Source organism: Paenibacillus sp. FSL H8-0079, from assembly GCF_037991315.1.
Classification (GTDB): domain Bacteria; phylum Bacillota; class Bacilli; order Paenibacillales; family Paenibacillaceae; genus Paenibacillus.
On record NZ_CP150300.1, the window covers coordinates 487,214 to 509,731 of the forward strand.

Consider the following 22,518-nt stretch of genomic DNA (forward strand, 5'->3'; position numbering starts at 1 on the left):
AATATGTTATCCGGAGATCCGGAACCCAGTACGAATTGCCGGAATTTTCAGTTCCTATTATATCACAAACGCATATAGCCGATAGAAAGCTTAGTGTATCATATACCCGATATGTATTCACAGGGTGTATTTGAAAATTTTGTATTATTGTGCCCGTTGTAAGGCCGTTTATTCGATTAAGGGGAAATCATGCAATGATTGGACAAAAATGGATGTACATTAAGCTCATCGGTTCACATCGTACAGGTTGGCTTGCCAGTAATACCGATTGGTTAGTACATATGGTCAGCCTGATCTGTGCAAGTGTACTGTTTCTTTTGCTAGTTATCTACGGTTATATCTTATGGACGAAATATAGCAGCAGACGCAGGGAAAAGGTTAAGACAGCGCTGGTTCAGGATTTACTTGCAGAAGGCTCGGCTTTACAGCGGTACCTTGACCAAGGGGAAATTAGCGTAGAATTATCGAATATGAGTGGAGATCAACAAAGCGTGTTGCAGCAGTTATTATTGCAACAGCTCGCTCAAGGGCCGGAAGAGCACGAGATCTTACGGATTCGCCTGTTATCCTGGCAAGTCTTTGGAGGTTCATATCGGTCGGTACTGAAGACGGGAAAGTGGAGCGAACGGGTTAACACACTATTATATATTGAACAGTTTCATATGATGGAGCTTCTGCCCAGATTAGAGGATATGCTGCGGGTTAGATCATGTACGCTACTTGAACGCTTTATCATTTTGCGCATATATGCCAGAACCGGTTATTTCAGAATCGTGAAGGAATTAATGCGTGAGCAATATGTATTGTCCGATTCACAGTATCTTCAGATCTTACTGTTGCTTACCGATTCATCCTGGACTCGTCTAAAGGATCATTTCAAAGATGTACCTTACCAGGTCCAGTCTAATATCATCCATGCCATTCGTATTCGGGATGATCAGACGGATGGCGCTGTTGTTCTACTGGAGAAGCTCATTCTAGGAGAAGATGCGAAACTACGTACTTGCTCTTATCAGGCACTGGCGTATGTGGGTAGGCGTCGTGAAGATTTGTTGAAGGGGCTATTGTTGGTATGGAACGAACATGGTGAGGAAAGGCAACGTGCTGAACGACTAACCGTGACCCAGCTCATGGGAACTGTTCATGCGGATGCTTTTATCCCTCGTTTGAAGATGATGATGGGTGATCCTTCCTTTCAGATCAGGCAGGAAGCGGCGAACTCCCTTGCCCGGTACGAACAGGGACTTGAAGAACTTCGGGATACGGCTGTTAATCATCCGGATAAATATGCAAGGCAGATAGCGGAAGAAACGCTGGAAAGGATGCAGTATGGACGAGAGATGGATTGAGATGCTGCGGGGGTTTGTTTTGGCGTGTTATGAGGGGATGTTTATTTATCTAGTGCTGGCGATTGTGATGTGCAGTGTACTGGTTGCCGCCGCCGCTCGGACATTGATCCGCAGGAGGGATCTGGACCCGCTGCAATATCATGAGATGTTAGATGAGGAACTGGCTCCGGCGGTCTCCCTGCTTGTTCCCGTGCGGAATAGCGAGGATACGATCGTACAGCGAATTAGCTGTCTGCTGGATATTCAGTATGCACGCTATGAAGTCATTATCATTAATGATGGGTCAGAGGATGGGACCATGCGGCGTCTAAAGGAAACCTATGATCTGATGCCCATTCAAAGTAAAGTTCATTATTCGGGACTTGGTCAGGAGACAGGTCAGATTAATGGTGTCTACCAATCCAGGTTGCATCATCGTCTGATTGTGATCGACAAGGCGTATGGAGGACGAATGGACTCCCTGAATGTAGGATTGAATATCTCGCAGTATCCCTACATCGCCTCCGTTGGCCCCCGTACAATTCTGGAACGGGATGCATTGGTGAAGATCATGAAACCCGTTATGGATGCTCTTCCGGGAGAAGAGGTCATGGCTTGCAGTGGACGAGTGGATCTCATGGCCCCCGGAAATACGAATCTGACGAACTCAGCCGACAACAGCACAAGACGGACGGGCAGTACGTTGTTTGTAATGCAGACCATTGAATACGTGCGTGCTTTTCTGATTAGCGGCGTGGGACTTGTTCGGTACAATATTAATGTGCTTTTATTTACATCCGAAGTATTCGGTGTATTCAAAAAGAACCGGGTGTTGGAAGTTGGAGGATACAAGCGAGATGACCAGGTCGCTCACATGGAACTGGTGATGCGGTTACAAAAACATATGAAGCAGATCCGGCAACGGGGGCGTATTATATATATTCCCGATCCGATCTGCAGGATAGAGGTACCCGGCACATGGCGTCAGCTGTGCAGACAGCGTACCGGTTGGCATATGCAGCTTGCAAGCAGTCTATGGACTCAGCGGAGCATGATCTTCAATCCGGCCTATGGTTGGATGGGGATGGTATCCATCCCTTATTTTATTTTGATCGAATTGTTGGGGCCGGTGTTAGAACTGGGAGCGATCGTGCTGTTCATTGCAGGCATAGGGCTACAGCTGGTGGATATTAATCTATGCATCATTCTCGCGTTGCTGCTGATACTTTATGGTTCCCTGTTGTCCGCGGGTGCGGTGATGTTCGAAATATGGTGCTCACGCAAGGCATATACGTCCCGAGAGGTAACACGTCTGCTGTTGTATGCATGTACGGAGACGTTCTGGTTCAGACCGCTGAATAATATATCCCGTATATATGGAATGTTGCAGGCGATGGGATTGAGGAAGGCAGAGGAAAAGGACAGCAGACATGGATTAGGGTAATCTACCGATCAATCCTGGCAATGCCTTGGAACAGAGCAAGGAGGAATACGTTTCATGAAAAAAAGTTACAGGCCAGCTACGATGTGGACGCTGGCTTGTTTTACAGTGGTATCGGTGGTGCTGGTTGTCCCCTGGATTATGTGGCAATCTCAGGCGCCGGTTCCGCTTAACATCATGATTATTGACAAGAGCAGACCGGACGAGTCCTACCAGGGACACAAGGGATTGGTCTGGCTGCTGAATCAGCAAAAGATCGTACAGCAAACCGGGGAACACTATTCCTATGAAGAGGATTATTACGGATATGATCTTCAGGACGGGCTTCCTCAGATGAAACGATTAATGCCTGATGAGGTGACGGACACGGATCTGATCTATCTGACAGCGAATCGGAGTAGTCTGTCTACATCCAAGAATGAACGTAGACAAGATGGAATCTATGAAGGCTTAACGATCTATGATGCGCAGAAGATTCGCGAGGCTGCTTATAAAGGCGTAACGATTGTTGCCGAATACAGTGCATTGGCGAATACGGCTTCCAAGATGACAAGGGAGCAGCTATACCCCATCTTGGGCGTGAATAGCAGTGGATGGCAGGGGAAATCGGTATCTAATCTGCAAAGTATAGAAGAAGTACCCCGTTGGGTTCGCACGAACTATGAGCAGCGGGAGAAGAAGAAATGGCCTTATCGCGGAGCTGGTATGCTGCTGGTACATATGGATGGACAGGTCATGGTACTGGAGAAAGGTTCGGATGTGAAGACAGGCAGGATACAGGTTGCTTTCACACAGGAAGGCAAGGAGTGGTGCGGCATAACCCAGGATATTCATTACAGTGGCTGGTTCGATATCATTGTGCCGCAACAGAATAGTTCCATACTGGCCTGGTATAGGACGGATCTGACGGAGACAGGCGAGCAGAAGCTGGTGGATGCAGGAATTCCTGCGGAATTTGCTGCATTGGTCCGGTACGACGACTATAACCGGTCGTATTACATGGCAGGATCATTCGGAGAGATGAAGCATTATTCATTTTGGCGCCGAATTCGGGGATGGGAAGTCGTCCGCTCCAAGCTTACGCCGGATCAGAAAGAGATTCCTGACATGTTCTACTGGAAGGTGTACGTGCCAGTGATGAAGCATATTTTAGAGGAAGTGCAGGAAAGTCGGCAGCAATGGCCGTAGAATGGTTATAAAAACGTTCGGCTGGAGAGTAGACAGCGAAAGTCCGTTCTACTGTAATGAGGAACGGGAGATGTACATAGTAGAGAAGCGCGTAGATGGGATGTACCATTACACGACAACGTAAAAAGGACTGCAGCGGATCTGCAGTCCTTTTTCGTAATGCCATGCAGTCTTTACTAGTTTTTGTGAAGATGCCGGAGTCCGTGCAGGAATGCGGATACGGTCAGACGCAGACTTTCGTCCGGATCAAAGTCCATGCCGAAGCCGCCTTGTGCCTCAATGGAGGCAAACCCATGGCAGAGGCTGCGCAAACCACGAACGGCATGCAATGCTTCCGCTTCGGTTAGTGGGTAGGGCTGCAAGCTGTGCAGCAGCAACTCCAGTGTGGCTGTGCTGGCCGCGGCGAGCTGTGGCTCCTCGCGGTCCGGGGCATGAAATGAGGCTTCGTAGAGCCCGGGGTGCTCGCGGACGAAGCCGATGTATGCCGCGGCGATGGCCTGAATGGCATCATCGCCAGTGAGGTCAGCGATAGCCGCAGTTAATGCGCGGCTAAGCTGTTGTACGGACATCAGCGCCATTTCCTGGCGAAGCCCGGGCAGTCCGCTGATGTGGTTATAGAGCGACGGTGAGCGCACATCCAGCCGCTGGGCCAACGCGGCCAGTGTCAGCGCCTGAAAGCCGTCGCTGTCAGCAAGCTGGGTGGCGGCGCTAAGCAGAGCGCCGCGATCCAGCCCTTGCCGGGGGCTCATCGTTGCCCCCCGGCAAGACCGAGCCGCTGCTGTGCATCAGCGGCTGCCGCGCGCATGGCGGCCGCGGGCTGGCGCAGCATCCGTCCGTGGCCTACAGCCAGCACGGACGGTTCCAGCTCTGCCAGGCGCTTCGCGCTGGCCAGAGCCGCTTCGCGGTTCCACGTCGCCAGCGCGGGGAACGGGAAGAGCGGGCGCACGCGGCCGGATACAGCGAGGCCGCCTTGCAGCTGGTAGGCGTCGCCAGCGATAAGCACGCGGCTGCGCGTATCCATGAAGGCCATGTGCCCTGGCGTATGGCCTGGTGAGGCAATGGCGACCAGTGATCCAATCTGGTCACCGTCATCCAGCAAGTGGTCCGGCTGGGTACGCACCGCTTTGGGTTTGGGCACGCCGCCGCGTACCGGGGTCTGTGGCTCACTTGGAAGCAGTGAGGTATCTCCCGCCAATAGCCGGGCATCCCGTCTGGAGATGAAGAACTCCGCTTGGGGTAACGCCTCCTTGAGGCTATCCAGTGCACCAATATGGTCGCTATGAGCGTGAGTCAGAATCATTTTGGTAATGGGTTTGCCAAGGGAAAGGGCAGTTGCCAAAATCCCCTTAAGACTGAACGGCATTCCGGCATCAATCAGGGTTAATCCATCTTCCTCTTCAACAAGATACACGTTCACAGGGAAGAGCTTCGGAAGGAATGTAACTTGAACGACATCAAACTCTCGGGTAATGCGCATCGATAAACCCTCCTTAAAACTAATGATATTAGTATAATAACTAATGGCATTAGTTTTAGCAATACCTATAGTTCATTTTGTTTCAATAAAAAAAATTTTAAATAATGATGCACTTTACAAAAAAAGCGTTTTCAAAATGAAGATTACCGATTATAATAATCACGTAAGCCCTTTCATATGTCTATCTTATTGGAGCCCTTCGCCTAGCGAAAGGCTCACTTTTTTGTTCTTTTTAGATTAAAATGCAGATGGAATGTGAATCCTGGCCAGATTGTATATAGAGCTGTAAGTATTGGTATAACAGGAAAAATCACGTTTGGTCTCCAGCTTGGGTGAAAGTTGACAAACATAACTGTTATTCATATAATGACAGTTATACTTACCTTGGGTTGAAGTTCATCGGTGTTGTATACCGGGAAGGGAGTAAGTTATGAACAGCGAATTTACCATAGCGGTGCATTGTCTTGTTTTTTTATCGATGAGAGATGAGTGTATGGCCAATAGTGAGGATTTGTCCCAAAGTGTGGGTACGCACCCGGCCAGAGTCCGTAAGGTACTTAGTGTTCTGCGCAAGCATGGTTACCTGACAACCAAGGAAGGTGCTCATGGTGGGTACTTGCTTAGCCGTCCAAGTGAAGAGATCAAGCTTGGAGAATTGTACAGACTGGTAGCTGGTGGTTCGCTCGGTCCGAACTGGTGCTCAGGGGAGTCTGGTTCATCGTGCGTGGTATCTTCCAATATGCAGGATGTGATGGGGAACATTTATAACGGAGGCGAAGAGGCGCTCAGCGCTTATTTTGATCGTATATCTATACAGGATGTGAAGCAGCGTATAGGTCATGGGGAAGAATGCACTTTGTCGTTGAATGGATTGCCTACGAATGAGAAGTCCTGACGATTCCACAACCAATGGTCCTTCATGATATGGCCTTGGTTTAGTCAGGCAGGGTGGACAAGTTATGGCATGGGCGTATGCTCCGGTGAAAGATCAATTGATGGTTCCAGGCGATTCCGGGCATAACGTGAACACAGATGGGGAGAGATCGTCTGCGCTGATGTTATTTTCGGAAGGTAAGTACTTGGTGGAGTTAACTTCAAGATTGCCTTGCGAACGTAAAAGAAGAACAAACAAAAAAAGAGTTTGGGGAGTGGAACACATGTCAGGCATTGAAAAAAATGAAACACTTCGCGTCATTAGCGAACGCCATGCTGTCAAAAAGTACGAAAAAGGTTTTGTATTGCCTGAGGCTGATCTGAATGCGATCTTGACAGCGGCTTCTGAAGCACCATCTTCATGGAACCTGCAACACTGGAGATTCCTCGTGATTGAATCCGAAGCAGACAAAGCGAAATTGTTGCCAGTTGCTTACGGCCAAAGTCAAATCACAGATAGTTCAGTTACGATTGCTGTTCTTGGTGATCTGGAAGCGAACCGTAACACGGTAATCTACGATCAAGCTGTTGAAGCAGGTGCATTGACTGCTGAAATCCGTGACGCATTGGTTGGTCAGATCAACGGTGCTTACCAAAGCGCGCAAACAGCTCGCGATGAAGCGATTCGTAACGCATCCTTTGCTTCCCAAAATATTATGCTTGCTGCACGCTCCCTGGGTTACGATACTTGCCCAATCGGTGGATACAATCCACAACAACTGATCGAAACATTCAACATTCCTGCACGTTTCGTGCCAACGTTGTTGATCACTGTAGGTAAAGCTGCACAGCCAGCTCACCCGTCAGGACGTTTCTCATTGTCCGAGGTTGTTGTTAAAGGTTCTTTCTAAGTTAAAAGTACATCCGATGCTTGCATCAGCGATATAGGTATACAAACAGCCGCACTTTCCTGTTGAGGGAAGGTGCGGCTGTTTGGCATATTGGAGTTTGTGCGGAAAAGGCCATTCATTGGGACTCCAATCGATCGGATTACCACTCAAGTGAGTTCTTAGCTTCCACCATGAAATGATTACTTCTCAGGTGTTTCCGGGATTTGTGGTGCATGGAACGATTCCATGTACTCGATTGCGTTATACATCATAACGGCTGCTTCGGCACGGGTAATCGTTTGTTTGGGATGGAAGTTTCCATCGGCATCCAGTGCATTAATTTTGAGAACGAGTGAACGTTGAATAGCACCTTGATACTCAGGGGTAAGTTCCTGTTCGTCGGCAATGTCCACAGGTTTGATTTTAATCATCGGCAGATCGCCTTTGGCCTCGATGCCTTGCATCAGGAACAACGTGTATTGTTCACGAGTGAGCGCTCTGGATGGATCGATATCCTGTGACATTTGAATTCCATTAAATTGGGCGCGGATAAATGCATCACTGTACCATACGCCATCTTTTACATTAGAGAAGTAGTCACTTGGCAGTGGCTGTTTGATAAAACGAATCGTGTCCAGATTCAGATTCAGTCCATCTGCAATCAGTTGAATGCCCTGAGAGGTATTTAACTCCAGCTCAGGCTTGAACAAGTTGTCTCTCACGCCTTTGATGAATCCATCCTGATGGAGAGATTCAATTTTGTCTGCTCCTGCAATACCTTGAATATCCGTGAATTGGGCCTGCGCAGCGTGGATTGGACCTGCACTTAGAGAAAGCGTGAGCAGAGCTCCCGCAGTTAATGTAGCAAGAATATTTTTCTTCATTTCGAATTCGCCTCACTTTTCCAGGAATGATCCCTTTATATAAAAGTTATTTGCCCCTATAGACGACCCTACTGTTCAAAAGGTTGCTGTAATTTCCCAATAGAATGGACGACAACAATTCTGAAAGAGGGAAGTGAAGCGCTGTGAAGGTACTGCCTCTAACCTTTGGATTTATTTCGATAATCCGTGGGGGAACGGCCCATCATTTTGCTAAACAGACGGGAGAAGTAGTACGGGTCCTTGAATCCAAGCTCGGAACTGATCTGCTTCACGGTCCAATCGGTAAAATCCAGATAGCGGCACGAATGCTGGATCTTGAGACGCAGGAAATAATCGATGGGCGAATGTCCTGTAGCTTGTTTGAACAACTGAGAGTAATGGGGGACAGAGAGCCGGGCGTGTGCCGCCAGTTCCTTGAGAGTGATTCCGTTCTCCAAATGCTTCAGCATATATTGAACGGATTGTTCAGCCGCACGTTTGCTACTAATGACCCCGCCATCTGTTCCTGACGTCTCCGGCCCATAAGCGAGCATACCAAGCATATAACCGATAATCTGGGAGGCGTATGTCATCGTCTGCATGGAGTAACCCGTCTCTAACGCGCCGTAACATTCATGGAAAAGCTCAAGCCATTTTTGAGCCTTAGCCGGTGGCATAGTAGAAATATGATGGGTTAACAAGGGTTCTATGTAGGATAAAGCATGTTCCCCGCGCAGATGAATCCAGAAGATGCTCCATGGTTCGGCTGCGTTGGCTCCGTACACATGAGGAACATGTGCAGGCAATATGATGAGGTTTCCCGGGCGGACATCATATGTCTTGCCGCCATCCATCGTATACCAGCCTGTGCCTTGGGCACAGTACATCAGAATGTGTGATTCACAACCTTCGGGACGGTCACGGTAATGATGCTCTGCTTCGTGAAAGTAACCGATATCGGTAACATATAATCCGGACGTGACCGGATAAGCTGCAGCTTCTTGCAGCAGCGGGTCCGGAAGTACAATGAGTTTTTGCATACGAAATCCGTCAGATTTACGCTGTAGGGGAGGTCTGTTGTTAGGTCTCATACTTTGTATTATGGTGAGAGGTGATAAGAGAGTCAATGACAGATATGAGAGCTCACCGAGGTTGTACTCGATTTAGAAAGCCACGTTACAGGAAGTGAAGCAGTTGCCCGTGAATTGGGTAAGTACATACCAGTGGGAAGAATCTGACCAATGAATATATAGGACAAGGGAGAGATTAGATATGGAAACAGTCACAACCCAGGAAACGCTTTTCTATACAGGTACGTATGCTTCAGCAGATGAACCAGGAATATTCCTATGTGCATTGAATGCGGATACAGGAGAGATGCGAATCGTCAATCACATGGAGGGTGTAAGTAATCCTTCTTATCTGGCGTTATGCCCGGATGGAAACTGTCTGTATGTGGCGAGTGAGACGGACGAGGGAGAGGTGCTGGTCTATCGCAGAGATGCAGCAACGAGTGAACTGCACTTAATGGATCGAAAGCAGACCAGAGGGGCTTCTCCATGTTACGTGTCTGTCTCCAAGGATGGTCAGTGGGTATTCACATCCAATTATAGCAGTGGCAGTGTCAATGTATTCCCGGTAGGCGATCAGGGTACGCTCGGTGAGATGAGTGCATGGGTGGAACACACGGGAAGTGGAATTCACGAAGAACGTCAGGAAGGGCCGCATGCACACTCCATTCAGCCAGATCCGTCCGGACAGTATGCTGTCGTATGTGACCTCGGTCTGGATCAGATCATTGTGTATCGCTTGGAAGAAGGACGTCTGGTTACCCATCGTGAAACGGATCAGCCACCAGGCGCAGGGCCAAGACATCTTGTATTTCATCCCAACTCGAAGTGGGCTTATGTAATCAATGAATTGGACAACACGGTTACAGCATTCCTGTACGATGAGCGTAGAGGGGAGTTTACTACGGTGCAGCACATCTCGACACTTCCAGAAGGGCATAAAGGAGAGGGTACGGCTGCGGACATCCGTGTATCTCCATGTGGTCGTTTCCTGTATGCATCCAATCGGGGAGATGACAGCATCGTGCTCTATCATATTGATCAGGAGAGCGGTGAGTTGGAAGCCGTAGAGTGGACGTCTACGATTGGGCAGACACCGCGTAACTTCAATATTTTGCCTGGGGGGATTCTATTGGTGGCGAATCAGGACAGCAATAACCTCGTAAGTTTCCAGATCAGTGAAGAAGACGGACGTCTGACGCATAACGGGTTCAAGCTGGAACTACCTCGTCCGGTATGTATTGCACCTGTGGTATAAGTTGTAATACGGTGAAGTTAACGTGGAATATTACATCTGAAAAGTGTTCCAGAAGCTGTGAAATCATGGAGAAACACATGGTTTTACAGCTTTTTTTAGTCTTTTTATATGATTAACTTGAAAATAGTGGCAATTATCACATTTTTTTATTGACCATCGTTCGAACGTTCATTATGATCAGAATATATGGTGATAAAACCTAAAATCTGGATGTTGCACGAAGGGTGGTGCTTTCCTTGGAACCTGCAAATTCAATTCGGGAGCAATTAACCCAGTTTATTGATAAGAACAGCATGACGCTCTCCCGATTCTCGGAAGGATCTGGCATTAATACAGGCACAATTAGTCGTATTTTACATGGGAATCGTCCGATATCCGTGAGTCAATTGATTGCGATCTCATCAGGAATGGGCGTGGCAGCGGATCATTTTTTTGCCGACTATGTGGAAGAGTGTTTCGCTTATTCCGTATCCATGCGGCGAATCAGACCGTTTATTCTCCTGAGTGCGGAGCTGAATCGGCTGGACTGCATTGAGCAGATTCTTCATCGGCTACTGGACGACCTGGATTATGCGACAGAACTATTTGAGATGGCAGAACAGTTATTTGAACGAAATCAGCGATCTGCGGCGGCATTGTTATATAAGAGTGTGAGTGAAGTCGAGAAATATCAGCATTCCGAACGACTTGCGATGTGTCAGTATCGGTTGTTTTTAATTGGACAAGGAGAAAACTTGGAGGACAATCTAAGGACGGCTATCTTGTTCGAGCCCTATGTAGACCGGTTGGATGAGGGCTACCAATTGGATGCGCTGAAACATTTGATTCATGTGTTTATGGCAGTTCATAAATGGGATAAAGTGGATGGTTTAGCGCAAGAGATGTACAAGTTGGCGAAGATTTTTTATGAGTCTAAGCACCTTTCTAGACGAAAGGAACACCATGAAAATCACACCGAACGTCCACTCTATACTTATATTTTATATGCTTGGTTGATTCGATCCACAGTGTATGAGGAGTATGGAGATTATAAAAAAGCTTTGGAGTTTGTATCGTTGTATGCATATGGACAGGGCTGGTTACAGGAACAGGATGAAGAATCGGAGCGCATACAGCAACAATTTGGGGAATGGGCTACAGCTAATACCTATCTTTATCGAATGTTATCCGGAGAAAAGGAGATCGTTCACGAATACGCGGACTATATTTCGAAGTATCCAGATGAGATTTTTTTAGCTTTACGTTACATGATTCAGGCAGCCAATCAGTTTGATTGGAACATTGATGACATTTTGAATCGCTTCTCCGAACATACGCCTCTACGTACCTACAAGACTGAGTTTGGCGATTATAATAAACGTATCATTAATGAAAGTTATGCGCGGTTTTTAAGTGATCTGGGGATGTACCAACTTAAGAGAGATCGTAATGATGCAATGAATCTTATTCTTGAAGGATTGCAAATGTCAGTTAAAATAAATAGTGATCGAAATATTATTACATGTATGACATTATTTGAGCAGTACAGAGATCAAGCTGATTCAGAAGCAAAACAGAAATTCAAATCCTTATCAAGTGAGGTGCAACGGCTCAATGCGAAAAAAAACGTCTTTGTTGCTAACCATTTTTAGTGTTACAGTTACAATCTGCCCAATCATTTATGCCTTAATGGGCCACGGAGCAGGCGGAGTGTAAATTATGAATTCATTCAAAAGAGAACGAAGTCGGAGGAGAAATCCTTCGGCTTTTTTATGTACGAACCATTTAATTACTAAATTAGACCTATAGATGGAATTATATGTTTAATTTAAAATGAATATATTAAAGCGCTTACATATAAGATGGCGCTACAAGGGCATCGGGCTTACCAATACAATTGGGGAGGCAATTGTTTATGGGAAATCGATCATCATTGTGGAAGCGCACATTACGTACAGCCGGAGTATCGCTGCTGAGTTCCGCGTTACTGGTCACTTCGCTTGGATTGGGCAACCCGTCAGTAACACATGCAGCGGGAGCAAGGCAGATGGAATATCTGGATCGCGGTGTGGTGGCTGTGAAGACCGGGGCAGGTGTGTTTGTCAGTTGGCGGCTTCTGGGAACGGAAGGATCGAATGTATCGTTTAACGTCTATCGGGATGGAACCAAGGTGAACGCTACGCCCATAACAAACAGCACCAACCTTCAGGATGCAAGCGGGACAAGCAGTTCCAAATATACGGTTCGCGCTGTCGTGAGTGGAACGGAGCAGGCTGCTTCAGCGGTAGCAAGCGTATGGGGTAATAACTATCTATCTGTACCGCTCAGTGTACCCGCAGGTGGGACAACGCCCGATGGAGTAGCCTACACCTACAGTGCCAACGATGCCAGTGCAGGTGACCTGGATGGTGATGGTGAGTATGAATTGATTGTGAAGTGGGACCCTTCCAACTCCAAAGATAACTCCCAGAGCGGTTATACCGGGGAAGTGTTTATCGATGCCTACAAATTAAACGGAACACGCCTCTGGCGGATTAGTCTGGGCAAAAATATCCGTGCGGGTGCTCACTACACCCAGTTCATGGTGTACGATCTCGACGGTGACGGAAAAGCCGAGGTTGCGATGAAAACGGCCGATGGTACCAAGGATGGTACTGGCGTGGTCATCGGGGATGCAAGCAAGGATTACCGCAATTCCAGCGGTTATGTGTTGTCTGGACCCGAATTCCTGACGGTTTTCAATGGGCAGACTGGAAAAGCACTCTCCACGGTGAACTACGAACCAGCACGTGGTAATGTGTCCGACTGGGGAGATAACTACGGCAACCGGGTGGACCGATTCCTTGCTGCCGTTGCTTATCTGGATGGGGAGCGGCCAAGTCTGGTCATGGCGCGTGGGTACTACACCCGGACAGTGCTCGTGGCTTATAACTGGCGAAATGGACAGCTGACCAAGCAATGGACGTTTGATTCCAATACATCTGGCAATTCGGGTTATGCCGGGCAAGGAAATCACAATCTGAGTGTGGCGGACGTGGATGGAGATGGGAAAGACGAGATCGTCTATGGTGCCATGGCGGTGGATGATAACGGCAAAGGATTGTACACGACAGGACTTCATCATGGCGATGCCATGCATCTGAGTGACCTGGACCCGGATCGCCCTGGACTTGAGGTATTTCAGGTTCATGAGACACCATCCAATGCCGGAGTGGAGTTCCGGGATGCAGGTACAGGCCAGTTAATCTGGGGTGTCAAAACAACGAAGGATATTGGACGCGGCATGGCGGCAGATATTGATCCAAGATATAAAGGTGCTGAAGTGTGGGCAGACGGCAGTCTGTATACAGCCAAAGGGCAGAAACTTGGGACAACCCTGCCGTCCTCCACGAATTTTGGCATCTGGTGGGATGGGGATCTACTCCGTGAACTGCTGGACAGCAACCGAATCGACAAGTGGAACTATGCTAACAGCACAACGATGAACCTGCTCACCGCTTCCGGCGTATCTTCCAATAACGGAACCAAGTCTACGCCGAATCTGCAGGCTGATCTGTTCGGGGACTGGAGAGAGGAAGTGGTATGGCGGACGAATGACAGCTCAGCACTGCGGATCTATACCACAACAGCAGTTACGGACAAACGCATCTATACGCTGATGCATGATCCAGTGTACCGTCTTGGCGTCGCTTGGCAAAATGTAGCCTACAACCAACCGCCACACACCGGTTTTTATCTAGGAGAAGGCATGAGCACACCACCGGTACCCAATATCCGGTATGCGGGCAGATGAGGAATGGACAAGGTGTGGCCGTCCAATTCCGTTCATGTTTACAATAGCCAGCGAAGCATGGGATTCGCTGAAAGGAACAACGGACGCTGGTTCGTTGTTCCTCTTTTTTTGCCAATAGCGCAGAAATACGGTAAAAATCGGAAAAAACGTTTGACAGGTATATAGACTGCCTTTATTATACGTATATAACTTACTAAACAGGTAGGAATAATAAAAATGAATCTGTTTTCAATGTGAAAGCGGTCATTTTACAGACACATGCAACAATGCAACCTGAACAGAATAACGTTCTCACCGTATAGACGGAGGAACACCGCAGCGCATCCTTTCCAGATGGAGCATGCACGGCCTTAAGCCGGCATGACTTTATGGGGAGAAGTGCGCGGGGGTTCCTCCGTCTTCTTGTTTTTAATGGGGCGTTCCATCCTGTTCAGCCGGCCTGAGGTAGTCATGCAGATCTATATCGGGGGAGTGTTATTAATGAAAAAGAGAATTCACAAGGGTATTCTGGTTGGTCTGGCACTGGTGTTAACAGGGGTACTGGCAGCATGCGGATCGGATAGCGGCGGGTCCAGTGCAGCAGGAACATCAGGGGGAGCGAAAGGCAGTACAGAAGGGGCCAAGGCCATTGAACTGCTGAATGTTTCCTATGATCCAACACGGGAACTCTATGAGCAATATAACAAAGCGTTTGCGGCGCATTGGTTGAAAGAGAAAGGCCAGGAAGTGACCATCAAACAATCCCACGGGGGATCGGGCAAACAGAGCCGTTCTGTCATTGACGGATTGGATGCGGACGTGGTGACGCTGGCATTGGGATATGACATTGATGCGATTGAAGATAGAGGTCTAATTAACGAAGGCTGGCAAGATAAATACGAGCATAACAGCTCTCCGTATACCTCTACGATTGTATTCCTTGTACGTAAAGGCAATCCAAAAGGCATCAAAGACTGGGATGATCTGATTAAAGGAGATATCGAGGTCATCACCCCGAACCCCAAAACGTCCGGTGGAGCACGTTGGAACTACTTGGCGGCATGGGGATATGCATTGAAGCATAACAACAATGATGAAGAGAAAGCGAAGGAATTCGTTGGAGAATTGTTCAAGCATGCGCCTGTGCTGGATTCGGGTGCTCGCGGATCTACGACGACGTTTGTTGAACGTGGCATTGGTGATGTGCTGCTTGCCTGGGAGAATGAAGCTTTCTTATCGGTAAAAGAGCTGGGTCCGGACAAATTCGATATTGTCGTGCCTTCAGTTAGTATCTTGGCTGAACCACCCGTTGCGATTGTGGACAAAAATGCAGACAAAAAGGGAACTCGCGATGTAGCGGATGCCTATCTGAAATATTTGTACAGTGAAGAAGGACAGACGATTGCTGCTGAAAATTATTACCGTCCAACGCTGGACAGCGTGGAGGAAAAATTCAAGGATCAGTTCCCGGCGCTTGAACTGTTCACATTGAAAGACATATTCGGTACATGGCGGGATACTCAGGCCAAACATTTCAATGACGGTGGTATCTTCGACCAGATCTATGTTCCAGGCAGCTAAGGTTGCTCTGTTCAATGAACGCCCGATCAATCGCGCTGTGAGCGGCCAACCAGCCTTACCGGCTGAAGGCAGAGAGGATGAACGTACATGAGCAAGGTGATGGTGGCGCGGAGACGAACATTGCCGGGATTCGGATTAACGATGGGGTACAGTGTGTTCTACCTAAGCCTGGTTGTACTTATTCCATTGGCTGCCCTGTTGTTTAACTCAACAGGGCTGACGTGGGCAACCATGATTGAGGTTGCGACCAATCCCAGGGTGCTGGCTTCTTTCCAGGTCAGCTTCCTGACCGCAGGTGCAGCGGCCTTGATTGATCTCGTGCTGGGGTTACTCCTGGCATGGGTGCTTGTTCGGTATGAGTTTCCTGGCAAAAGGCTGTTTGATGCGGTCATTGATCTGCCTTTTGCCTTGCCGACGGCAGTAGCAGGGGTTGCCCTTACAGCGATCTATGCCGGCAATGGCTGGATTGGACAGTTCGTAGAGCCTTTGGGCATTAAGCTGGCCTATTCACAGGCCGGAATTACGCTGGCGCTGATGTTTATCGGAATTCCGTTCGTGGTTCGTACGGTGCAACCGGTGTTGGAGGAGTTGGAGGCAGAAGTGGAAGAGGCGGCTGCCACACTGGGAGCAGGGAGATGGCGGATATTCCGTACCATTCTGCTTCCGGATCTGATCCCACCGCTACTGACGGGGTTTGCTCTGGCCTTTGCCCGGGGCATCGGTGAATATGGCTCCGTTGTGTTTATCTCAGGCAATATGCCGATGAAAACGGAGATTGCCCCCTTGCTGATCATGGCCAAGCTGGAGCAGTTCGATTATGCAGGCGCTACAGCTGTAGCTTTGCTGTTGCTTTTGGTTTCTTTCATCCTGCTGCTGATCATTAATTCCTTGCAGCGTTGGAGCCGGAAGGCGGGCAGAGCATGACGATGAAGCATGATGGAATATGGATACAAACAGATGTCACTCACCCAAACCAAAGGAGGTGCAGCATATGGCGGGTTCCGTTCCACTGAGCCCTGTTCCACCCGTTAAGACCAGCCGTGGAACTAACCGTGCAACAACGGAAGCTCCCTGGGTCAAATGGTTGTTGATTGGACTGGCGAGCCTGGTACTCATATGGCTGCTTATTTTGCCACTGGTCATTGTGCTCATGGAGGCGTTGAAGCAGGGCTGGGGTGTGTACATCGCTGCTCTTACCGAGCCGGATGCCATGTCTGCACTGAAACTAACGTTATTGGTTGCGGGGATTACAGTGCCGCTGAATACGATATTTGGTGTGGCCGCTGCATGGGTCATTACCAAGTTCCAGTTTAAGGGCAAAGGACTCATGATCACCCTGATTGATCTTCCCTTTTCAATCTCGCCTGTGGTGGGCGGGTTGATCTTTGTATTAGTCTTTGGTTCAAATGGGTGGTTTGGGCCGTGGCTGTCCGAACATGATATCAAAATCATTTTTGCGCTGCCAGGCATTGTCATTGCAACGTTGTTTATTACCTTTCCTTTTGTAGCGAGAGAACTGATTCCGCTGATGGAGGACCAGGGAACCCGGGAAGAAGAAGCGGCCGTTACGCTGGGTGCTTCAGGATGGCGAATCTTCTGGAGTGTAACTTTGCCCAACATCAAATGGGGACTGCTGTACGGTATTATTCTGTGTAATGCCCGTGCCATGGGCGAGTTCGGAGCGGTATCTGTGGTGTCCGGACATATCCGCGGGGAGACGAATACGCTACCGCTGCATGTCGAGATTTTGTATAACGAATATCAATTCTCAGCTTCATTTGCCGTAGCTTCCCTGCTCCTGATTCTGGCTCTCGCCACGTTGCTGCTCAAGAGCTGGCTTGGACACAAAGCCGTTTCAGAAAAGTGATTATGAGAAGAAGAAAATACAGATTGACAGCTACTGGAAGCCCTGCTAATGTATAAACCAAGTATATAGGTTGGATAAGAATGATTTATAAATCCGTTGGATGACAGCGCACTTAGGAATATGGCGGGCAGTAGCCCGAGAAGAGGAGGCGGCTCTATGGCTAAGCCGTTAAAAGTGGATGAGGTATGGTTGGACCGAATTGCCGGACAGCTGAATGACATGGAGTTTGGTTCTTTGCACATCGTGGTGCACGAAGGTCAGATTGTGCAGATGGAGCGGACCGAACGCAAGCGTTTTGAAAACACGCCCTCAGGCAGCGCCTCCAAATCCGGAAGCACGGCACGAAGCAGTTCAGCCCGTTCACTACGCGGATCAAATGCGAGTGCGAAGGGATAGAGAGTGACTAGCGTGAGGGAAGCGAGGATAGGTGCATAGGAACACACATGTATACTTTCCAGAAACTCATGGGAAATGTATGTTCCATACCGTCCCACCTATTGCGTGTGAATTGTCTCCTTATGCTCGTTATACCAATGATTCGCTTCAAGCAGCACTTGCTGCCCACCTGCATCCATGAATTCTTCCACAAAGGTATCGAAATACTCCACAGGCTGATCGCCAGTGATGATGGAGATATATGCTCTGTCTCTCATGCGAATCAGCTCAGATGAATATTGAATCAGGGCAGGGGTTGCAACCTCCAGGCGATTATAGATCCCATTCTCCGTTAGCCCTGCAGATGCAGCCCACTGTTCACGTTTGTCCGTTGTTGTACCTGGAACTGTCATGCCGATACTTGAGCCGATCATATTGGTGTAATTCTCCATTCGGTTGTATGGGCGAAGCAAGTGGAACGATTTTGAATCTTCAGCGCTCCAATCCCAGTGCTTTCCTGGAAGGCCATACTCCATTTTGATCCGCTCGACCGGATCGGGGTTGGCACTTACATAATCGAGTATCTCCAAGATTTTCTCCAGTTTTCCGGGCTCGTTCGCAGCCTCAGCCCCTATAGCAATAAAATTCATCAGCAGATTATTCCCTTTAGAACCGCTATGTCCATCCGGACCAATAACAGGAGAACCAAATACAACCTCTGCAGCTGCATTCTTCTGTATTAGCTCATTGACATTGAACGAGGGTTCCACCGGCGTTTCCTCGCCATGTTCATTGAGAACGCTGTAATCTCCCTCTTGATTCCAATGATAGTAGTTTCCCATCGAGGTCATCCCAATTTTTCCATTAATAAAAGCATGGGATAGATGCTTATAGCCGCCTTTATTTTCGCCGGTTATAAACTCAGGGTCGATAATCCCGTCCTGATACCACTTTTGCATATAAGCCAATGCTTTTTTCATCTCAGGCTCCAGAGCACCGATCACGAGTTGGTTGTTTTCTTCATTAAAATACAGCTGCTCTGTGAAAACGGACTGTCCAAAAGCGCCAAACACAACATTTAAGCCCTCTCTGGATAGGCCATACGTATCTTGTTTACCATTTCCGTCCGGGTCACCTTTGGCAAAGGCATACATGACCGTTTCAAATTCATCTAATGTCTTCGGTACGTCCAGACCAAGCCGCTTAAGCCAGTCCTCTCGATATACGACAGGAGTTCGATAGATGTTGGTCTCATTGATGGCCGGTATTCCATATAAGCTGCCGTTTATTTTTCCAAACTCTAAGTAACGTGAGTCATAATCGCGAATTCGCTGTACAATATTTGGCGCATATTGTTCAAGGACCTCTGGGGGGATTTCCGCTAAAACCCCTTGCATTTGATACTTAAGCAGATCATGCGGCTGCCTGATCCGGAACAGATCCGGTATTTTCCCTTGAGCCAGCTCCATATCCAGCAGTTCCTCGTATCGTTTGTTCTCAAGGTTCCACACCTCCAGATCGACATCAAACCGATCCTCTATATATGCAATCATCTCAGCGTCCGCAGGAACAGGGATATTTTGATGCATGGTCCAGGATATCGTATACTGCGGTGCTGTATCCTTCTCAGCACTTGCCGAGTGTTCCTGCTGCTGCACTTGTGCTGTTTCTCTGTTTAGAAAGGTACAACCGCTCATCAATCCTATAAGAATAGATGTAGCAATCAATAGACATAGCGTTCTTAAATGGTTGATGTTCATAGCAGCTCCTTTACTAATTTTAAATTCTATATAGCTTCAATTTAACATTTACACAAAAACGGAGAGGACAGAAAGAACCTGAAGAAGCGAAGCGTTCGCCTTTATTCCCGGATTTCCCCTTTTAGAAAAGGGATCGAAGAAATCTGGGAATAACAGCGATCGGAAGGTTGTTCTGTCATCGGAGTGTCCGTGTAAATATTCCTAATTGATCCTATATAGATCCCTGCTCCATTAGATTGCGCATGAAGTTTTTTGGTGTACAGCCGTGAATTTCTTTGAACTTCTTAATGAAATAAGCAGGAGTACGGTAACCGACCGTATTTGCGACCTGCTCAACTGTAATTTCACGCTGTGTCATGAGTTCCCGTGCACGTTCCATTCTCTGGTTCGTAACATATTCGGAATAGACAATCCCGGTTTCTTCCTTGAAAAGTTTACTCAGATATTTAGGGCTGATGAATACTTGTTCTGAGACATGATCCAGCGTAAGATCGCCCGAAAGATGCTCATGAACATAGGCTTTGACAGCCGAGATGGTATCCACACTCCGTACCTCGCTTCGCTTCTCCATATGCATCACAAATTCGGTCACGAGATGAATCATCCACTCCGAATAGCGGTTGATATTGTAGAACAATGAAAATTGCTTGTACAGATTCATCGAGCTTGCCTCGGCGGGTTGCAGGCGTACCTGCTGGATACATTCAGCGTAAATCGATACTGTTTTTAATAGTATGATACGACTGTATTCGGCTGAATAGGGGCCTTCCTTTATTGTCGCTACCACTTCCTGAATGGCCTGAACCGTACCTTGCACATCCCGAGCCTGCAATTTCTTTTCAAAGTTTACGAGGTATGATTCTGAAATTTCCAAGCTGCTGGATTCCCTGTTTAGAAGACCAAGATCCTGAATGGCAGACTGCTCGGGAAAGAAGTAGCTGTATCGGATCAAGGTATTCGCCTGATGATAGCTTGTATGAATTTTCGTGAAATGCTCTACCCAGCCGCCCAGTGATAGTACAAATTCCAGACCGAATCTGCTCTTAGCCTCAGCGTGAATAAAGTCTACAATGTGATCAGAGAGAGGTTCCTCGGGTTGATTGGTACAGATGATGACCGCGATTTTGTGATCCTGCAACTCCTCTGCGAGCAGTTGAGTCTCGTCCATATCTGCGATCTCCAGTTGCTGAATCATCGTGTACAACGTATGCTGCAACTGTCGTGGCTGCAGATCCTTCCATTTCTCATTGACCGGATCAATGACGATGCAACGGAAGCGTGAGTAAGCCATCGAAATGTGAACAGACTGCAGTTGCTCCGTAAGTTCCTCGGGTGTAAATCGGTTATTTAACATATTGAGCATGATACTATGCTTGATCATCTTATGATTGGCTTGTAGTGTTTCCTCAAGACTATCGACTTTGTTGGACAGACTGTTAATCGTTGTATCGATGAACCGGTACTCGTCCTGCTTTAAGCTGGTTGGGCTATCCATCCGGCTCTTGATGTTATTCAGGATTCGCTTAAGAGGACTATAGTTGGCAGTGGTAAAGACGGATGACATCACGATCCCAACCGCAACAGCCAACAAACCAAGAAGAACCGAAATCTCCTTCAAGCTATCCAATTTATAATAGAAGCTTTTATTAGGTGTGGTCGTGTAAATCCGCCATGCATTTCCTTTAAATTGATCTTGGGTAACGACATATGAGTCATGGTTAAATACAGGTGCGAAGCTCTCATCTGAAGAATGAAAGGAGAGCAGCGACTGCGTTAGATTTTCCTCCGTGGAGCTGCCTATCAACGTTTTGTCCGCAGCAGATATGACAGTTCCGTCCTGATCTATGATTAATGTATTCGCATAGTCAGCAGGGAGCATATTTTTAATGATCTGACTGATCGCTGATTCTTTTATATCAATCGCAATTATGGCCTTATTGTCTTGCCCAGACGATTGAAACGGGTAACTGTGGACATAAGAAATCAGAGGACTCATGTTGCTCTGTTCCCGTGATTCGATATAAGCATCCTGAGGAACCATGCGAGTCTGCATCCATAAGGAGCTTTCTTTGGTTTCTTTCATCGCAGCAATCCAATCCGTCGTATGATCCACACTCGCAGGCGTGTCCTCATAGAGCATCAGCCCATATACAGATGAAACAATAAAGTGGTTCTTCGCATCGTACACATGAATAGCTTCAATGAGATCGGAATAATTTTGCACCATATTTTTGAGGGACTGTTCGATGTCCAGAATTTTGCTATGGTTTCCTTTTAAGCTATCTAAATCGATACTTGCAGCGTTACCCAGTGCCAGGGACAGATAGACCTGATTCACCTTCTGGATCACGGAGCTCTCTATATAATTGACAGTGCTTTTCAGTGAGAGTTGATTATTGATGCGGATTTCTTTGCTGTATTGATGGGAGAAGAAGAGATAAAAAATGGAGCCGAAAAGAAGCGCAATGACAAGAACGACAGCGAGGTAGGAAAGAACCATTTTGGATCTCACAGACTGAAATGGCTTACGCATTCTTTTTCCCCCTTCATTTCTCGTTTCTAAACAACTTCATCATTATATAGTAGGCCGAGGACGAGAAATCATGTTGACCGAAATTTAACAAACTTCCCCCTCTCATTTTACACACATTTAATAAAGCGTTTACATAAAAAGATATCATAATTAACGAAAGTAGTATGCACTCCATTTTTTTAGGGTGAAAAGTGTCAGAACGTACGATTTTGATATAAAACGGAATTTGTTCTATAGATACCAAACGTCCCCTAATGCTACAG

At 47.6% G+C, this 22,518-nt stretch carries 18 protein-coding genes; 12 read left to right on the forward strand and 6 right to left on the reverse strand.

Annotated elements, in window-relative coordinates; all coding sequences use genetic code 11:
- Nucleotides 1-194: 194 nt before the first annotated feature.
- Genes MHI06_RS02330 through MHI06_RS02340 form a run of 3 tightly spaced genes read left to right on the forward strand, consistent with a single transcriptional unit; the run spans nt 195 to nt 3,957 of the window.
- Complete coding sequence (locus MHI06_RS02330) at nt 195-1,349, forward strand: HEAT repeat domain-containing protein (protein ID WP_340400279.1); 1,155 nt, start codon at nt 195-197, stop codon at nt 1,347-1,349.
- A complete protein-coding gene (locus MHI06_RS02335) occupies nt 1,330-2,772 on the forward strand; it encodes a glycosyltransferase family 2 protein (RefSeq protein ID WP_169480822.1) in 1,443 nt (480 codons plus the stop codon). Before MHI06_RS02330 ends, MHI06_RS02335 begins: the two co-directional genes overlap by 20 nt.
- 54 nt (nt 2,773-2,826) lie before the next feature.
- Entirely contained in the window at nt 2,827-3,957 is a 1,131-nt protein-coding gene (locus MHI06_RS02340) for a hypothetical protein (RefSeq protein WP_340400280.1), read from the forward strand.
- Between the two features lie 176 nt (nt 3,958-4,133).
- Here MHI06_RS02340 and MHI06_RS02345 read toward each other — a convergent pair whose 3' ends face one another.
- Both MHI06_RS02345 and MHI06_RS02350 read right to left on the reverse strand, forming a co-directional pair.
- The gene (locus MHI06_RS02345; RefSeq protein ID WP_340400281.1) at nt 4,134-4,706 is read right to left on the reverse strand and encodes a TetR-like C-terminal domain-containing protein; all 573 of its coding nucleotides are present in this window, start codon (nt 4,704-4,706) and stop codon (nt 4,134-4,136) included.
- Nucleotides 4,703-5,434 carry an MBL fold metallo-hydrolase gene (locus MHI06_RS02350; RefSeq protein WP_169480819.1) on the reverse strand — a complete coding sequence of 244 codons (732 nt, stop codon included), beginning with the start codon at nt 5,432-5,434 and terminating at the stop codon, nt 4,703-4,705. Before MHI06_RS02350 ends, MHI06_RS02345 begins: the two co-directional genes overlap by 4 nt.
- Nucleotides 5,435-5,864: 430 nt before the next feature.
- On the opposite strand from MHI06_RS02350, the gene MHI06_RS02355 reads away from it, so the two are divergent.
- The gene (locus MHI06_RS02355; RefSeq protein WP_169480818.1) at nt 5,865-6,329 is read left to right on the forward strand and encodes an Rrf2 family transcriptional regulator; all 465 of its coding nucleotides are present in this window, start codon (nt 5,865-5,867) and stop codon (nt 6,327-6,329) included.
- A gap of 262 nt (nt 6,330-6,591) precedes the next feature.
- A complete protein-coding gene (locus MHI06_RS02360) occupies nt 6,592-7,218 on the forward strand; it encodes a nitroreductase family protein (protein ID WP_169480937.1) in 627 nt (208 codons plus the stop codon).
- A 179-nt stretch (nt 7,219-7,397) separates the two neighbouring features.
- Here the strand turns inward: MHI06_RS02360 and MHI06_RS02365 are convergent, their stop codons facing one another.
- A complete protein-coding gene (locus MHI06_RS02365) occupies nt 7,398-8,081 on the reverse strand; it encodes an S-layer homology domain-containing protein (RefSeq protein ID WP_340400282.1) in 684 nt (227 codons plus the stop codon).
- A 158-nt stretch (nt 8,082-8,239) separates the two neighbouring features.
- Nucleotides 8,240-9,100 carry an AraC family transcriptional regulator gene (locus MHI06_RS02370; protein WP_340400283.1) on the reverse strand — a complete coding sequence of 287 codons (861 nt, stop codon included), beginning with the start codon at nt 9,098-9,100 and terminating at the stop codon, nt 8,240-8,242.
- Nucleotides 9,101-9,332: 232 nt separating this feature from the next.
- Between MHI06_RS02370 and MHI06_RS02375 the strand changes: the two genes are divergently transcribed.
- From MHI06_RS02375 to MHI06_RS02405, 7 genes are all read left to right on the forward strand, one after another.
- Nucleotides 9,333-10,388 carry a lactonase family protein gene (locus tag MHI06_RS02375; RefSeq protein ID WP_340400284.1) on the forward strand — a complete coding sequence of 352 codons (1,056 nt, stop codon included), beginning with the start codon at nt 9,333-9,335 and terminating at the stop codon, nt 10,386-10,388.
- A 236-nt stretch (nt 10,389-10,624) separates the two neighbouring features.
- Complete coding sequence (locus MHI06_RS02380) at nt 10,625-12,019, forward strand: helix-turn-helix transcriptional regulator (RefSeq protein ID WP_248278141.1); 1,395 nt, start codon at nt 10,625-10,627, stop codon at nt 12,017-12,019.
- Between the two features lie 395 nt (nt 12,020-12,414).
- The gene (locus tag MHI06_RS02385; protein WP_340402035.1) at nt 12,415-14,160 is read left to right on the forward strand and encodes a rhamnogalacturonan lyase; all 1,746 of its coding nucleotides are present in this window, start codon (nt 12,415-12,417) and stop codon (nt 14,158-14,160) included.
- Between the two features lie 480 nt (nt 14,161-14,640).
- Nucleotides 14,641-15,720: a sulfate ABC transporter substrate-binding protein gene (locus tag MHI06_RS02390; RefSeq protein WP_340400285.1), complete on the forward strand. Its 1,080-nt coding sequence runs from the start codon at nt 14,641-14,643 to the stop codon at nt 15,718-15,720.
- Between the two features lie 87 nt (nt 15,721-15,807).
- Complete coding sequence (gene cysT / locus MHI06_RS02395) at nt 15,808-16,644, forward strand: sulfate ABC transporter permease subunit CysT (protein ID WP_017690928.1); 837 nt, start codon at nt 15,808-15,810, stop codon at nt 16,642-16,644.
- Between the two features lie 67 nt (nt 16,645-16,711).
- Nucleotides 16,712-17,587, forward strand: a complete 876-nt coding sequence (gene cysW, locus MHI06_RS02400; protein WP_169480811.1) for a sulfate ABC transporter permease subunit CysW — start codon at nt 16,712-16,714, stop codon at nt 17,585-17,587.
- A gap of 156 nt (nt 17,588-17,743) precedes the next feature.
- Nucleotides 17,744-17,983 (forward strand): YezD family protein, encoded by a 240-nt coding sequence (locus tag MHI06_RS02405; RefSeq protein WP_036607453.1) that lies wholly within the window; start codon nt 17,744-17,746, stop codon nt 17,981-17,983.
- A gap of 98 nt (nt 17,984-18,081) precedes the next feature.
- Here MHI06_RS02405 and MHI06_RS02410 read toward each other — a convergent pair whose 3' ends face one another.
- Nucleotides 18,082-19,722, reverse strand: a complete 1,641-nt coding sequence (locus MHI06_RS02410; RefSeq protein WP_169480810.1) for an extracellular solute-binding protein — start codon at nt 19,720-19,722, stop codon at nt 18,082-18,084.
- Between the two features lie 211 nt (nt 19,723-19,933).
- On the reverse strand, nt 19,934-22,255 hold the full coding sequence (locus MHI06_RS02415) for an AraC family transcriptional regulator (RefSeq protein ID WP_340400286.1): 2,322 nt from the start codon (nt 22,253-22,255) through the stop codon (nt 19,934-19,936).
- Nucleotides 22,256-22,518: the final 263 nt, after the last annotated feature.

What these genes read in the sequence shown, in the direction of transcription:
- MHI06_RS02330 (WP_340400279.1), top strand. Translation starts at nt 195, where the DNA reads ATGATTGGACAAAAATGGATGTACATTAAGCTCATCGGTTCACATCGT.
- MHI06_RS02335 (WP_169480822.1), top strand. Translation starts at nt 1,330, where the DNA reads ATGGACGAGAGATGGATTGAGATGCTGCGGGGGTTTGTTTTGGCGTGT.
- MHI06_RS02340 (WP_340400280.1), top strand. Translation starts at nt 2,827, where the DNA reads ATGAAAAAAAGTTACAGGCCAGCTACGATGTGGACGCTGGCTTGTTTT.
- MHI06_RS02345 (WP_340400281.1), bottom strand. Translation starts at nt 4,706, where the DNA reads ATGAGCCCCCGGCAAGGGCTGGATCGCGGCGCTCTGCTTAGCGCCGCC.
- MHI06_RS02350 (WP_169480819.1), bottom strand. Translation starts at nt 5,434, where the DNA reads ATGCGCATTACCCGAGAGTTTGATGTCGTTCAAGTTACATTCCTTCCG.
- MHI06_RS02355 (WP_169480818.1), top strand. Translation starts at nt 5,865, where the DNA reads ATGAACAGCGAATTTACCATAGCGGTGCATTGTCTTGTTTTTTTATCG.
- MHI06_RS02360 (WP_169480937.1), top strand. Translation starts at nt 6,592, where the DNA reads ATGTCAGGCATTGAAAAAAATGAAACACTTCGCGTCATTAGCGAACGC.
- MHI06_RS02365 (WP_340400282.1), bottom strand. Translation starts at nt 8,081, where the DNA reads ATGAAGAAAAATATTCTTGCTACATTAACTGCGGGAGCTCTGCTCACG.
- MHI06_RS02370 (WP_340400283.1), bottom strand. Translation starts at nt 9,100, where the DNA reads ATGCAAAAACTCATTGTACTTCCGGACCCGCTGCTGCAAGAAGCTGCA.
- MHI06_RS02375 (WP_340400284.1), top strand. Translation starts at nt 9,333, where the DNA reads ATGGAAACAGTCACAACCCAGGAAACGCTTTTCTATACAGGTACGTAT.
- MHI06_RS02385 (WP_340402035.1), top strand. Translation starts at nt 12,415, where the DNA reads ATGGAATATCTGGATCGCGGTGTGGTGGCTGTGAAGACCGGGGCAGGT.
- MHI06_RS02390 (WP_340400285.1), top strand. Translation starts at nt 14,641, where the DNA reads ATGAAAAAGAGAATTCACAAGGGTATTCTGGTTGGTCTGGCACTGGTG.
- cysT (WP_017690928.1), top strand. Translation starts at nt 15,808, where the DNA reads ATGAGCAAGGTGATGGTGGCGCGGAGACGAACATTGCCGGGATTCGGA.
- cysW (WP_169480811.1), top strand. Translation starts at nt 16,712, where the DNA reads ATGGCGGGTTCCGTTCCACTGAGCCCTGTTCCACCCGTTAAGACCAGC.
- MHI06_RS02405 (WP_036607453.1), top strand. Translation starts at nt 17,744, where the DNA reads ATGGCTAAGCCGTTAAAAGTGGATGAGGTATGGTTGGACCGAATTGCC.
- MHI06_RS02410 (WP_169480810.1), bottom strand. Translation starts at nt 19,722, where the DNA reads ATGAACATCAACCATTTAAGAACGCTATGTCTATTGATTGCTACATCT.
- MHI06_RS02415 (WP_340400286.1), bottom strand. Translation starts at nt 22,255, where the DNA reads ATGCGTAAGCCATTTCAGTCTGTGAGATCCAAAATGGTTCTTTCCTAC.